Genomic DNA, 12983 nt, shown 5'->3' on the forward strand with positions numbered 1-12983 from the left:
ATTGAACTCCTACGGCGATTCGATTCCGGAGGTAGAAGAAGGCGCGGGCAATAATTTGGCCGAACCGCCTCGCCGCTCCCAAGTTCGCTCAGACGCCCGACGGCGAGGACGCTAGGCCGTCGAACATGGTGCCGTTGTTCGGCCGGCGCTCAGCAGTGGACCCAAGGCGGGGTGTGTCAGCCGTCCTCACCGTCGGTTTCCAGCGCTGCTGGAGTGTCCTTCGGTGAGACCGGAGCAGCAGCGACAGGCGCGCCCAGCCCGATCCCGTCCAGCGCCTCATGTAGGCGACCACGCAGCTTGTGTTTAACCTCGTCGACCGCCTGGTTGTACGCCAACTGTGCAGCTGCACCGCCTGCATGTCCTGCCGCGCGATAGCCGCCCCACGAATCAACGATGCGATAGCCGCCTCCCGTGGGATCGATCCGCACCACCCAGAAGATCTTGCCGTACTTACGTACGGTCCAGTACGTGCCATCCGCCGTGTAGTTCCGATAACCGCTCGGCCGTGATTTCACTGTCATACCCCGCATAGTCTCATCAATCAAGTTGGGGGACAGCGGTTTGCGTCTCTCAGAGTTGCACACCGAGCCAGGAGGCGAATCCGCTGAGGCTGTTGGTCTGTCGGCGTTGTACCGCAGCGATTCCGTAGACCGTCTCTCGCACAGACGGGTGTAGGCGCGTCTGCTGTGGGGCCACCCGCCGCGCCCGATTCAATGCGTCCAGCGCTCGGTCCGGTTTGCCGATCATCAGCCATGCGCGGCTCACGTCTTGCCAGTGGTGCCCCGCACGCGGCGGTGCGATGTCTTCAGGAAGCACGAGGGACGAGCCTTCCCGCGCGGCCCTGTCGGGATCGCCGGCCTCCAATGCCACTGCTACAGAATGAATCCCCACATTCGCCGGGCCGAACAACGTTCCGTACAGGTCGGATTCGCCAGGCATCGCCGGGGCAAGACGTCGCGCGTGCTCGATGTGTTCGGCGGCCGTATCGGGACGGATGCCTCGGGCGGCCACAATCGCCCCGCACAGGTGCGCGTATCCGCGTACGGCGTTCGCAGCTTCGCTGTCGCCTTCAATTCCGTCGAGCGCGTCCTCAATCAGTCGGAGTCCGATGTCGTTCCCATCGTGGTACATGAGGACCCGCGCCCGCTTGACCTTGGCTTGCGCCTCGTACAGAGGATCATCTGCCAACTCGGCAGCCCATTCGAGTCGGTCGAGCACAGTAGGGGCGAGCTGAATGAAGCCGAACCTCCGGCACAGCCGTTCGGTCGTCACGTACGCAGCGCACAACAGCGAGAACACCGCCCCGCGCTCGTCTTCACGGGCCTCGCGCAGCGCCCCGTACAAGAGGCGAAGCAGACCCGGCATGCGCGCGAGTGCCAGGCGACCCCTGTCATTGCGATAGGCAAGGTCCACAGCGGCCATCTCGGCGGCAAGCTCGGTCAGCGATGGTGGTTCGACGGCACGCACGTACCTCCCCTCCGCAAGCACGGCGCGCAAATCGGCCAGCCCCTGTAGCGGCCCGTCCTCTTCGATGAGGTCGCGGTACGGCGCACCGATCAGCCGCTCGGGCTCCACACGTAGAGCGCGCGCAGCGGCAGCCAAGAACGCCGGGCTCGCTGGTTCCCGGCCTTGTTCTACCGCCTTGACCATCGCCAGGCTGTAGCTCGCGCGATCGGCCAATTGCCGCTGGCTCAGACCCGCGATTTTCCGCTCAGCCGCAATGATCTGTCCGGCGTGGTCCGAAGGACTCATGGCTCCAGGGTATCGGGGAAATGGCGATGACCCCTCGACACCAGGAAGGGCCACCGAGTATTTCGTACTCGGTGGCCCTTCGGTGTTCAGGCGGTCGCGGCGTTGGTGTCGCCCAGCAGATCCAGGGCGATGTCGACGATGAGATCTTCCTGCCCGCCGACCAGTCCGCGCCGGCCGACCTCGAGCAGGATGGTGCGCGCGTCCAATCCGTAGCGCCGTGCGGCCGCTTCGGCGTGGCGCAGGAACGACGAATACACGCCGGCGTATCCCAGGGTGAGCGTCTCGCGGTCCACCCGCACCGGGCGGTCCTGCAACGGGCGCATCAGATCGTCGGCGGCGTCCTGCAGGGCGAACAGATCGCAGTTGTGCTTCCAGCCGTACAGGTCGGCGACGGCGACGAACGGTTCGATCGGGCAGTTGCCCGCCCCGGCGCCGTGCCCGGCGAGTGAGGCGTCGACGCGGGTGACCCCTTCCTCCACGGCGACAACGGAATTGGCGACCGACAGCGAGAGATTCTCGTGCGCGTGAATGCCGATCTCGGTGGCCGGATCGAGTACCCGGCGGTAGGCGCGCACGCGATCGCGCACGCCGTTAAGGGTCAACCGGCCGCCGGAATCGGTGACGTAAACGCACTGCGCGCCATAGCTTTCCATCAGCTTGGCCTGTTCGGCGAGCTGCTCGGGTTCGGCCATATGCGACATCATCAGGAAGCCGGACACGTCCATGCCGAGTTCACGCGCCGTGCCGATGTGCTGGGCGGAGACGTCGGCCTCGGTGCAGTGGGTGGCGACGCGGACCGAGCGGACGCCGAGCCGGTAGGCCTGCTCGAGATGTTCGATGGTGCCGATGCCGGGCAGCAGCAGGGTCGTCAACCGGGCGTGGGTGAGATTGTCGGCCGCGGCCTCGATCCACTCCCAGTCGGTATTGCTGCCGGGGCCGTAGTTGAGGCTGCCGCCGGCCAGGCCGTCTCCGTGGGCGACCTCGACGGCGTCTACGCCCGCCGCGTCCAGCGCCGCCACGATCGTGCCGACGTCGTCGGGGGTGATGCGATGGCGAACGGCGTGCATACCGTCGCGGAGCGTGACGTCCTGGATGAACAGTTGTCTGGTCATCGCGAGGCTCCCTGTTCTGCCGGGGCGGCGATCGTTTGGGCGACCGATTCGGCGTAGCGCAACGCCGCGGAGGTCATGATGTCGAGATTTCCCGCGTACGCGGGCAGGTAGTGCGCCGCGCCCTCCACTTCCAGGAAGACGCTCACCTGATGCGTGGGTGCGGGCCCGTCGTCGGCGGGGTGCAGGGTGTGCACCGGCTGGTCGGCCGGAATCGGCGTGATCTGGATCTGCTGTTTGAGCCGGTAGCCGGGGACATAGGTGGCGCATCCAAGATCCTGGGATAGTCGGTCCGGGGGAGCCTTCACTGTCGCGGCGGAGTGGACCGCCGCACCAGCATTTCGTTCCGCTGAGCGGAACGCCGGGTAAGCTCGGCGAGGTGAGTACGGCGCACTCGGCGAGCAACGGCGCCCGGCCGGTGGACGGTTCCACCGTGCTGGGCAAGGTCATGGCCGTGCTCGAGTCGTTCTCGATCGACGACGGCGGATTGAGCCTCGCCGAGATCGGCCGGCGCACCGAACTGCCGAAGGGAACCCTGCACCGGGTGCTGTCGGATATGGTCACCGTCCGGCTGCTGGAGCGGACCGATGTCGGTTATCGCCTCGGCGGCCACCTGTTCGAACTGGGAATGCGCGCGTCGGTGGAGCGGAGCCTGCTGGAGGTCGCGATCCCGTTTCTCGAGGAATTGAACGCGCGCATCCACGAGACCGTGCATCTCGGCGTCCTCGACGGCACGGATGTGGTGTATCTGACCAAGATCGGCGGGCGGCGCCAGGCGAGCGCGCCGTCGCGGATCGGCGGCCGGATGCCGGTGCATTGCACGGCGATCGGGAAAACGCTGCTCGCCCATGCGGATCGGTCGTTGCGCGACCGGGTGCTGACCGGCCCGCTGCCCGCCCATACGCCCCGGACGATCGTGCTGCCCGGCACGTTGCGCACGCAGCTCGATCGGATCGCCGCCGAGGGCGTGGCCTACGAATTCGAGGAATCGGCACCGGGATTGGTGTGTGTGGCGGCGCCGGTGCGCGAGGCCGACAGTGTGGTCGCGGCGATCAGCATCGCGGGCGCCTCGCACCGATTTCATCCGGAAAGTCATGTGGCATCGGTGCGGGCGGCCGCGGACGGTATCGGTGCGACTCTCACTCGCCGCGCACGAATGCTGTCGGCCTCGGGCAGCTGATCGCTACAGCGGCAGCCCCTGCTCGAGCAGGTCGACGGCCTCCAGCAAGGTGGTGAGCATCCCCTCGTCGCGGGGGTCGGGGCTGTCGTTGGCGATATGCATGAGCACCCCCCGTGCGGCGGAGACGAAGACCCGCAAGCGTGGGTTGTCCGGATCGAGGCCGAGGTAATCGGCGAAGACGGCGACACCGCCGAACAGGGAACGGTCGGATTCGATCTGAAAGGCGGTTTGCAGTGCGGGTTCCGACTGGATCAACCGCATCCGGTCCGGATTCGATGCCCATGGATCGGCCATGCCGATCCGATAGATTTCGCGCAGCAGGACCCGTAGCAGATCGAAATGTCCGAGCCCGCTCGGTAGTGCCGCGATTGCGGCCGCGCGCTCCTCGGCGAGGTCGTCGCTGATCACCACCTGTTCCTTCGAGGTGAAGTAACGGAAGAAGGTGGTGTGCGAGACGTCGGCCTCCTTCGCGATCTGTTCGACCGTGGTGGGTGTGTATCCCTGCTGGTCGAACAGCCGCATCGCGGCCTCGCGGATGGCGGTGCGGGTGCGGGCCTTGTGCTTCTCCCGTAACCCGACCCGCCGCCCCGGGCTCTGGCCCGGGGCGGTGGTCGACGTCATGCCGGCTCCTTCATTCGATGCCTTCGTCAGCTCCTCGCGCCGACGACTTCGGTGGCGGGGGTGGCCTCCGCCTCGACGTCGATGCCCCGGTTGCGCACGGCGCCGCCCTCGATGTCGAAGTTGGGCACGAGCCTATCGAGCCAGCGCGGCAGACCCCAGGCGCGGTCGCCGAGCAGCGCGATCACCGCCGGCACCACGATCATGCGGATGATGAAGGCGTCGAAGAACACTGCGATCGCCAGCGCGAAGCCGAGCATCTTCGCGGTGGTGTCCGGGGCGAGCATGAATGCCGCGAAGACGCTGATCATGATGATCGCCGCGGAGGTCACCACCCGGGACCCGTGCCGATATCCGGCGATGATGGCGTCGGTGGCGCTCATGCCGTGGATGTATTCCTCCCGCATCCGGGTCACCAGGAACACCTGGTAGTCCATCGCGAGACCGAACACCACCCCGATGAGGAAGATCGGCAGGAACGACAGGATCGGCCGAGTGTTGTCGATCAGGCCGAGCGCGCCCTCCTGGAAGATCGCGACCGTGACACCGAAGGTGGCCAGGACGGAGAACACGAATCCGACGGTGCCGATCAGCGGCACCCAGATCGACCGGAACACCGCGATCATGATCAGGAACGCCAGGCCGACCACGACGACCAGATAGGGGATCAGCGCCTTGTCGAGTTTGGCCGACAGATCCGACATGATCGCCGTCTGCCCGCCGACGTGCAGTTCCGCACCGTCCTGCGCCACGGTGGGCGCGTAGTCGCGAATCCGCTCCATCAGATCGTGGGTGGCCTGATCGGCCGGGCCGCTGTTCGGTGTCACCACGATCAGCGCGGTGTTCGCGCCCACATTCGGTTGCGCGGTCCCGTTGCCGGTCCAGGTGAGAGCACCGGCGTTGGCGACGTCGGGCAGCGTCTTGATGTGGGCCACGGTGGCCTCGGCCGCCGCGCTCACCTCACCCTTGTCGTTGTGCACCATCACCAGCAGCGGGCCGTTGACGCCTTGCCCGAACCCGCGCTGTAGCAACGTCATCGCCCGTGTTTCGTCGGGGCTCGACAGGGACAGGCCGAGTTCGAGTTTGCTCATCGGCAGCGCCGCCAGCACCAGCACCGCCAGCCCGGCCACGATGAACGGCAGCGGCCGGCGCACCACCGTGCGGCCGAACCGCACCCCGTTGGTGTCGACGGTCTCGGACTGTTCGGCGTGCTTGATCCACGGGATGCGCGGTGTGAAGGCGAAGCGTCCGACCGCGCCGAGCAGCGCCGGAATCAGCGTCAACGCGGCGAGGACCGCGATCGCCACCGCCACGGCCGCACCGGCGCCCATCTGCGTGATCAGCGGAATGCCGATCACCATCAACGCCACCACGGCGATGATCACGGTCAGTCCGGCGAACACCACCGCGGAACCGGCGGTGCCGACCGCGCGTCCGGCGGCCTCCGCGCGTCCGCCGCCGCGCTTCACCTCACTGCGGTAGCGCGAGACGATGAACAGCGCGTAGTCGATCGAGACGGCGATGCCGAGCATGGTGACGATGCCGGTCGCGGTCTCGTTGACGCTCAGGAACTCCGCGCTCAAGGTCACGAGCAGGATCGTGATCAACACCCCGACCAGGCCGGTCACCAGTGGGATGAACGCGGCGACCAACGCGCCGAAGGCGACGATCATCACCACGAAGGCGATGGCGAAGCCGATCATTTCGGCCTTGCCACCGGTTTCCATGACCTGCATCAGCGAGCCGGTCGCCTCCACCTGCAGTCCGTGCCCGTTGTGCTTGGCGAGGATGTCCTGCAACTGGTGTTTCTGATCCACCTTCAGGTCCATGATCTCGATGTTCTGGCGCACCTGGATCAATCCGACCTTGCCGTTGTCGCCCACCACCGATGCGGCGATCGCCGGATTCACCCGCGCCGCGAGCACCGGATCGACCACCGTCTGCGGATCCGACACCTCCGGCAGCGTCTTCAGATCGGCCACGAGCGCATCGATCTGCGCCGTGTGGTTGACGATCCCGTCGTCGGCGGCGACCAGAATGCTGGTCGAGGCATGCTTCTGCTGCTCCATGACCTGGGGGAAGTACTTCTCCACCTGGTTGGTCGCCGTGCCCGAATCAGTGCCGGGCAGATCGAAATCCTTCGCGAATTTCGGATTCAGCGCGCCGACCAGCCCGGCCACCGTCACCGCGGCGATCACCCAGGTGGCGATCACCCACCACTTGTGACGAAACGAGAACCGGCCGAGCCGGTACAACCACGCTGCCATCACACACTCCAATCCGGGAAAAGTTGCTCGGCTCACAACTATTAGTCACTAACAGTTGTTATTCGCTAACAAGGTAACCCGGACAGGCGTCATCCAGCGCGATCTGTGATGAGGATCGCGGCGTCGCTCAGTCGCCGCGGTTCTTCTGCAGGTGTGCGATCTCGTTGCCCCACACCGATTGCGACCCGGCATCGCCGACGCGGTAGGTCTGCACGATCGATGCGATGCCGACGACCACGGCAAGGACCGCGACACCCACCGTGACGAGCGTGCGCAGATCGGCGCCGCGGCGTTCGGCGAGGTGCAGACCGGTCAACGCCACCGCGACGACCAGCAGCGCGATGGCGAACCAGAGCATCGTCTCGCCACGTTCGGCGTGTTCGCGCAGGATCTCGTCGGGATTGCGGCGCAGGTTGTACAGCCACTGTCCGGCGTGAATGGTGATCGGCGTCAGCACCATGACGATCACCGCCAGCACCAGCGTCAGCCACACCAGAAGGCCGCGGCGCGCGGCCGGCCAGACCGCGCACACGATTTCCAGGATCGCGGTCAACGGCACCAGGACCACGATGAAATGAACGAACAGCACGTGCGCGGGCAGGTTGTGGATGACGGTCACCGGGGCTCCTCGGTCACTCGCGATTCTCACGGTGCCGACGACCGCCCCGAACTCGCCGACGCCACAGTCGGAACGAGCATAGCCAGCGCAGCGGCGGTTTCGACGGTTATTGGCGGCCCGGTCGCATGACGGTGTCCCACCACGATTGCAGCGGGCTGGGTTCGGGCCAGTGCACGACCGCTTCCGGATCGAAAGGCGCTGTTGCGCAATGATTGTCGGGGGTGTGGTCAGTAGGCGAGGCAGTCGTAGTCGTCATCGGCATGAGGGAGAGTCCAGGACTGATCGATGCGGTCGGCGGTGTCGAAAGCGTCGCGAATGCGTTCGGCCAGGGGATGCACCCTTGTGAAGTCCGGGCCCGTGTCGTGGTCGCGGATGTCGGCCAGGGCCTGCTGTTCGGCGTGGTCGGCGTCGCTGCCTGCGGGAAATGCGGTCATCACGGACTCCTTCTGCGAGCGATCACCGGCGCGGGCGCGCCGGTGCGGATCGGAAAAGGGCCGGATGGGCCCGGAAGCCGCAGCTGACCGGGCCCACCCGTGGATACACAGTTCTGGTCAGGCCGTGATCGCCTGCCGGTCGCCGTCGACCCGGTCCACGCTGATCTTGCGTGGTTTGGCCTTGTCCGCCACCGGGATTCGCAACCGGAGTACGCCGTCGCGGTAGTCGGCGCGAATGTGATCGGTGTCGAGGCTGTCGCCCAGCATCACCTGTCGCCGGAATACCCCGCGGACGCGTTCGGCCGCGATCATCGACCTGCCCGAGTCGATTGCGGGGCGCGACGCCCGCACGGTGACCACGTTGCGTTCGATATCCACATCCAGCGAATCGGGGTCGATGCCGGGCAGATCGAACTCCACCACGAACTCGTCACCCTCGCGCCAGGCGTCCATCGGCATCGCTACTGGTCGAGCCTGCGTGCCGAACACCTGCTGCGTCGAACGGTCCAGATCGCGAAACGGATCGGTGCGCATCAGCATGGTCGCCACCTCCAGTTCACTCCTTATATCACTCGAAGGAACCTCAGATAACCTCTGTTACCTGACACAGATTTATTTAGCACTCCGGTGAGGAGAGTGCAAGAAGCTGTGGGAGATAAGCTGGTTGTGTACGGAGAAGGGAGCAGGATGGGTTCGGATCGGCGCGAGGGACATCTGCCGGGGTCGGGTCAGGCGGTGTACCCGATATCGGTCGCTGCCGAGCTGGCCGGCATCGAAATCCACACCCTGCGCCTCTACGAGCAACACGGCCTGATCACGCCCGCCCGCAGCGCGGGCGGGACCCGGCGCTACAGCGGCGACGACCTGGCCCGGCTCCAGCGCATCACCGCCCTGACCCGGCAGGGATCCATCTGTCGGCCATCGCGCGGATCCTCGATCTCGAAGACGACAACAGCGCGCTGCGCGCCCACAACACCGCCTTGACCGCCGAACGCGACCAACTGCGCGACACGATCACCGACCGGCAACTACCGCACTGACCGCGGCGGCTCCGGTCGCTTCAGAACCCGATCGGGTAGGCGGCGACCGCATCCTTGCCGCGGGGTGGCAGTGGCGCCGTCCAGGAGACCCGGCCACCGGGGAAGACCCGGCAGCAGCCGCCGACGTCGCGGGCCCGCGCGTGCACGGTCGACACCACGGCCGTCGGCAGTGCGTCGGCCGTGGTGGTGCCCGTGGTGTCGAGGGTGTCGATGGTGACGGTGAGCACGTCGGCCACGGTGACGGTGACGACGATCGCGGCGACGCCTGCTCGCTCGGCGGCAGCGGAGGCGGTGTCGGCGACCACTGCTTCGACATGGTCGGCTACGGCATCCGGCACATGCTGCGCTGGGCCGGTCACCGCGACGATGCTGCGCAGCTGGGTATGGCCGATGCGGCGCTGCACCGCTCGCTCGACACGCTGGAGTAGTCCGGCGCCGCGCGTGACCGGGATGATGCCGTCGCCCGCCGCTCGCTGCGGGGCGACGGATACCGCATCGCCGCTAGCGGATTGCGGTTCCGCGCAATCGGACCGCAGCATCGCGTCGACCAGTTCGAAGGCCTGCGACAGCGCATTCCGCACCGCGAGGTGAGCGGTGGGATCGCTGTCGTTGCGGCCAGCGGGGATGAAAGCCATGGAGGGCGTGAACCTCTACGTACCGACACACAACGAACCGACCCTGCGTATAGAGCCGATTACGTCCTCCCCAGAATGACCGTTATCGGCCGCGCTAAACCGGAAGCGGCCGATTCGGATCGTGAGGTATCGGACACAGGGCACCACCGCTCACCTGGTCGTTTGTCCGAGTGGCTGCGCGGCTCAGTCGATTCGTCTTCGCGTCGGCGCGGACCTCGATGCGTCGGCCCGCGGCCGTGGTGAGCATGCGCAGGCAGCCCATGATCGGGCGTGCCGCCGGCGAGATCGGTTCCGGAACCGTACAACAGACGAGTGGTCGGCGGGTTCGACGCTGTAACGCGAGAAGTGGTTGCCGACGTCGACGCGCGCTCCGGGATAGGAGTTCTCCCAACGGGTTTCCGCCCGCGGGCGGCGCGGCGGTCTTCGTCGGACATGAAAGCCCTGGAGCTCGTGGAGCATCGTTTTCGGGAGACCGATGACTGATCGGTCCCGGATGCGTCATACAGATATGGATCAGCGAGTGGAGGCAGCGCGCGACGGCGACCAGGTCGCGTTCGCGCATCTGGTCGAGCCGGTGGGGCGGGAGCTGCAGGTGCATTGCTATCGCATGCTCGGCTCGGTGGAAGACGCCGAAGACGCCGTGCAGGAGACGCTGCTGCGGGCGTGGTCCCGGCTGGATACCTATGCCGGGCGCGCCTCGTTGCGCGCGTGGCTGTACGGGATCGCGACCCACGCCTGCCTGGATGCGCTGCGGCGGCGCAAGTCGCGGGCGTGGCCGGCCGATCTGGCCGGCCCGGCGGACCCGCAACGCTACGAGCTGGGCACGGTGGATGTGCCGTGGCTGCAGCCGTATCCCGATCGGTTGCTGGACGTCGCCGCCGCGGGAGAAGAACCGGAGGCGGTCGTCACCGCGCGGGAGACGATCGAGCTGGCCTTCCTGGCCGCGATCCAGCGGCTGCCCGCCCGTCAGCGCGCCGTGCTGATCCTGCGAGACACGCTGGACTGGTCGGTCGCCGACACCGCCGCCGCGCTGGGGGTCAGCCGTGCGGCGGTCAACAGCGCGCTGCAGCGTGCCCATGCCACCCTGTCGGAACATCTTCCCGCACAACGAGATCGATGGCATCCGGTGTCGACGGCGTCCGAACGCCGGGCGCTGGCGAAGCTGATCGGCGCGTGGGAGAGCGCCGATCCGAGCGCACTCGTCGCCCTGCTGAGCGACGACGCGACGCTGATCATGCCGCCGGGCACGGTGTGGTTCGCCGGTCGCCACGACATCGGCACCTTCTTCGCCGACCACGTCTTCGGCGAGATGGGCAGCGGCTGGCGGCTACGGCCGACGGGCGCCAACCGGCAACCGGCGTTCGGGCTGTACTGGCGCGAGCCCGGCGCGGATACGTTCGAGGCCTTCGCGATCGGGGTGCTGACCGTCGACGGCGATGCGCTCGCCGAGATCGCGCTGTTCCATCAGCCGGAGTTGTTCGCCGCGTTCGAGCTGCCGCCCGCGCTGCCGTCGCAGAGCTGATGGACGCTCGGCGCGTGCGGCGCTGGAGCGTGGTGCTGCAGCCGGGGGAGGCACTCGACTACGTGGCCGCCGACTGGGCAGACACCCTGGTCGTGGTGACCCGCGGCGAACTGGAGCTGCAATGCCGCAGCGGCAGACGCGCCCGATTCGCCGCCGGAGCTGTCCTCGCTCCCGCCGCAATACCGGTGCGGCGGCTGCTCAATCCCGGGCCCGAGCCCCTGGTGCTGTCCGCGGTCGCGCGCCGACCCCACCGATGACGGATAGACCCCGCGTGCGTCACACAGGTGAAGACATCGAATTCACCGAGTAGGAGCACAGCATGTCCGTACCAACCACAGTGGCCGGCAAGGCGATACTCGTCACGGGTGCCGGGCGCGGCCTCGGGCGCGCGCTCGTCGACGAGGCGCTGCATCGCGGCGCGGACCGGGTCTACGCCGCGGCCCGGCGACCGGTCGACCATCCGGATCCGCGAGTCACCGCGGTGCGGCTCGACATCACCGATCCCGACCAGGTCCGCGCGGCCGCCGAACTGGTCGGCTCGCTCGACGTCCTGGTGAACAATGCCGGCGTCTCCACACCGGACGATCTGACCGACTCGGCCGCCATCGAGGACCATCTGGCGGTCAACCTGTTCGGCACATATCGGGTCACCCACGCTTTCCTCCCGCGATTGCGCGAATCCCGTGGGGCCGTCGTGAACGTGCTCTCGCTGGCCGCGCTGGCGACCGTGCCCGTCACGCCGGCGTACGCCATCTCCAAGGCCGCCGCCTTCTCGATGACGCAGTCGCTGCGATTCCTCTCGGCCGCCCACGGTGTCGGCGTGCACGCCGTGCTGCCCGGCCCGGTCGATACCGACATGATCCGCGGCTGGGACATTCCCAAAGCCGAGCCGGCGGCGGTGGCCCGCGCGATCCTGTCCGGGCTCGCGGACGGACGCGAGGAGATCTTCCCCGATCCGATGTCCGCATCGCTCGCGACCAGCTGGGAGGACGGGGTCGTCAAGAACCTGGAGCGCGCGAATGCCGCTGCCGTGCAAGCAGTGGCGGTGGCGTCGTGACCGGCTCCCGGCGGACGATGGTGGTCGGCGGCAGCCGCGGGCTGGGCCGGGGGATCGCCGTCGCGTTCGCGCGCGCCGGTGCGGCGGTCGTGGCCGTGGCGCGCACGGAGTCCGCGCTGCGGGAGCTGGCCGCCGAGACACCCGGCATCGACATCGAGGTCGCCGACGCGGCCGATCCGGCCGTGCCGGGGGCGCTGCTCGACCGCCACCGGCCGGACGTCCTGATCATCGTCGCGGGCGCGCCACCGCCGATGCGTCCGCTGCACCAGCACACCTGGGAGACGTTCTCGGCGAACTGGAATACGGACGTGCGCATCGCCTTTCACTGGTTGCGCGAAGCGCTGCTGATGCCGCTGCCGCCCGGCGCGCGCGTGATCGTCGTCAGCAGCGGTGCCGCCGTCCAGGGTTCACCGCTCAGCGGCGGATACGCCGGAGCCAAGGCAACCCAGCGGTTCATCACCGGCTACGCCCAGGACGAGGCCCGGCGCGCCGGAATGGACATCACCTTCTCGACGGTGCTGCCACGGATCACTCCCGCCACGAGCCTCGGCCTGCCCGCGGTGCGCGCCTACGCCGCCCGGGCCGGCCGGAGCGTGCAGGAGTACATCGAGCAGATGGGTGAGCCGCTCACTCCCGAGATCGCCGGCGCCGCACTGCTCGAACTCGCCTCCGCGGGCGAACCCGCGACGTCCTGGCAGCTCACCGCCGACGGCCTGACGGCCCTGCCGTGATCGGCGGCGTACGCCATTC

At 67.7% G+C, this 12983-nt stretch carries 14 protein-coding genes and 2 pseudogenes; 6 read left to right on the forward strand and 10 right to left on the reverse strand.

The features are described from left to right. Window positions 1-176: 176 nt before the first annotated feature. The 4 genes and pseudogenes from IRT45_RS14535 to IRT45_RS14550 form a co-directional block, all read right to left on the reverse strand. On the reverse strand, window positions 177-521 hold the full coding sequence (locus IRT45_RS14535) for a hypothetical protein (protein WP_194806384.1): 345 nt from the start codon (window positions 519-521) through the stop codon (window positions 177-179). 49 nt (window positions 522-570) lie between these two features. Next, window positions 571-1752, reverse strand: a complete 1182-nt coding sequence (locus IRT45_RS14540; protein ID WP_194806385.1) for a helix-turn-helix transcriptional regulator — start codon at window positions 1750-1752, stop codon at window positions 571-573. 86 nt (window positions 1753-1838) lie between these two features. Then, window positions 1839-2864, reverse strand: coding sequence for a 4-hydroxy-2-oxovalerate aldolase (gene dmpG, locus IRT45_RS14545; protein WP_194806386.1), 1026 nt, complete (start codon window positions 2862-2864; stop codon window positions 1839-1841). After that, window positions 2861-3127: pseudogene (locus tag IRT45_RS14550) on the reverse strand (acetaldehyde dehydrogenase (acetylating)); the annotation flags it as partial. The gene dmpG and the pseudogene IRT45_RS14550, both read right to left, overlap by 4 nt. A 182-nt stretch (window positions 3128-3309) precedes the next feature. Here IRT45_RS14550 and IRT45_RS14555 point away from each other — a divergent pair. Next, window positions 3310-4041: an IclR family transcriptional regulator gene (locus IRT45_RS14555; protein WP_194806433.1), complete on the forward strand. Its 732-nt coding sequence runs from the start codon at window positions 3310-3312 to the stop codon at window positions 4039-4041. A 3-nt stretch (window positions 4042-4044) separates the two neighbouring features. Here IRT45_RS14555 and IRT45_RS14560 read toward each other — a convergent pair whose 3' ends face one another. The 5 genes from IRT45_RS14560 to IRT45_RS14580 all read right to left on the reverse strand — a co-directional run bounded on the left by IRT45_RS14560 (window position 4045) and on the right by IRT45_RS14580 (window position 8534). Then, window positions 4045-4662 (reverse strand): TetR/AcrR family transcriptional regulator, encoded by a 618-nt coding sequence (locus IRT45_RS14560; RefSeq protein WP_194806387.1) that lies wholly within the window; start codon window positions 4660-4662, stop codon window positions 4045-4047. A gap of 26 nt (window positions 4663-4688) precedes the next feature. Then, window positions 4689-6926 (reverse strand): MMPL family transporter, encoded by a 2238-nt coding sequence (locus tag IRT45_RS14565; RefSeq protein ID WP_194806388.1) that lies wholly within the window; start codon window positions 6924-6926, stop codon window positions 4689-4691. Window positions 6927-7053: 127 nt separating this feature from the next. Next, complete coding sequence (locus IRT45_RS14570) at window positions 7054-7545, reverse strand: DUF2231 domain-containing protein (protein WP_194806389.1); 492 nt, start codon at window positions 7543-7545, stop codon at window positions 7054-7056. A 227-nt stretch (window positions 7546-7772) separates the two neighbouring features. After that, complete coding sequence (locus IRT45_RS14575) at window positions 7773-7979, reverse strand: hypothetical protein (protein WP_094027173.1); 207 nt, start codon at window positions 7977-7979, stop codon at window positions 7773-7775. A 117-nt stretch (window positions 7980-8096) separates the two neighbouring features. Continuing rightward, window positions 8097-8534 (reverse strand): Hsp20/alpha crystallin family protein, encoded by a 438-nt coding sequence (locus IRT45_RS14580; protein WP_305082312.1) that lies wholly within the window; start codon window positions 8532-8534, stop codon window positions 8097-8099. A 132-nt stretch (window positions 8535-8666) separates the two neighbouring features. Here IRT45_RS14580 and IRT45_RS14585 point away from each other — a divergent pair. Further along, window positions 8667-9019: pseudogene (locus IRT45_RS14585) on the forward strand (MerR family transcriptional regulator). A gap of 20 nt (window positions 9020-9039) precedes the next feature. Here the strand turns inward: IRT45_RS14585 and IRT45_RS14590 are convergent. Continuing rightward, a complete protein-coding gene (locus IRT45_RS14590; RefSeq protein ID WP_194806390.1) occupies window positions 9040-9654 on the reverse strand; it encodes a hypothetical protein in 615 nt (204 codons plus the stop codon). 508 nt (window positions 9655-10162) lie between these two features. Here IRT45_RS14590 and IRT45_RS14595 point away from each other — a divergent pair. The 4 genes from IRT45_RS14595 to IRT45_RS14610 all read left to right on the forward strand — a co-directional run bounded on the left by IRT45_RS14595 (window position 10163) and on the right by IRT45_RS14610 (window position 12964). Then, window positions 10163-11176 (forward strand): RNA polymerase subunit sigma-70, encoded by a 1014-nt coding sequence (locus tag IRT45_RS14595; RefSeq protein ID WP_194806391.1) that lies wholly within the window; start codon window positions 10163-10165, stop codon window positions 11174-11176. Next, window positions 11176-11433 (forward strand): hypothetical protein, encoded by a 258-nt coding sequence (locus tag IRT45_RS14600; protein WP_194806392.1) that lies wholly within the window; start codon window positions 11176-11178, stop codon window positions 11431-11433. Before IRT45_RS14595 ends, IRT45_RS14600 begins: the two co-directional genes overlap by 1 nt. Before the next feature lie 62 nt (window positions 11434-11495). Beyond that, a complete protein-coding gene (locus IRT45_RS14605; RefSeq protein WP_194806393.1) occupies window positions 11496-12233 on the forward strand; it encodes an SDR family NAD(P)-dependent oxidoreductase in 738 nt (245 codons plus the stop codon). After that, window positions 12230-12964 carry an SDR family NAD(P)-dependent oxidoreductase gene (locus tag IRT45_RS14610; protein WP_375540100.1) on the forward strand — a complete coding sequence of 245 codons (735 nt, stop codon included), beginning with the start codon at window positions 12230-12232 and terminating at the stop codon, window positions 12962-12964. The genes IRT45_RS14605 and IRT45_RS14610 overlap by 4 nt, the downstream gene beginning before the upstream one ends. Window positions 12965-12983: the final 19 nt, after the last annotated feature.

Source organism: Nocardia sp. BSTN01 (assembly GCF_015354405.1).
Lineage (GTDB): Bacteria > Actinomycetota > Actinomycetes > Mycobacteriales > Mycobacteriaceae > Nocardia.